Origin of the sequence: Serratia sp. KG1D, from assembly GCF_037150675.1 — a bacterium.
GTDB classification, from domain to species: domain Bacteria; phylum Pseudomonadota; class Gammaproteobacteria; order Enterobacterales; family Enterobacteriaceae; genus Serratia; species Serratia nematodiphila.
Genome location: NZ_JBAGIH010000022.1, coordinates 1 through 207, shown reverse-complemented (window position 1 = coordinate 207; position 207 = coordinate 1). Strand labels below are relative to the sequence as shown.

Annotated in this window: 1 protein-coding gene; it reads right to left on the bottom strand. The window is 72.5% G+C overall.

Translation table 11 applies throughout. The features are described 5' to 3' along the window. Nucleotides 1-207 (bottom strand): hypothetical protein (locus WFM45_RS24625; protein WP_336957620.1); only part of this gene is annotated, 207 nt, incomplete at both ends.

Genomic DNA, 207 nt, shown 5'->3' with positions numbered 1-207 from the left:
GCTCTCGTACACCGGGTTGCCCGCCGCCAGCGCATCCGCCGCCGCCGCCACCGCCCGCTCGTTCGCCGTCTGCGCCACGCTGGCGAAGCTTGTGCCGTTGCGCCCGACGCTCAGCGTCACCCCATTCGGCTGGTAGCTCAGCCCGGTGCCGAGGAACAGGTAGTTCGGCGCCACCGCGTCAAACTGCCCGCTCACCCCCTGCTGCGC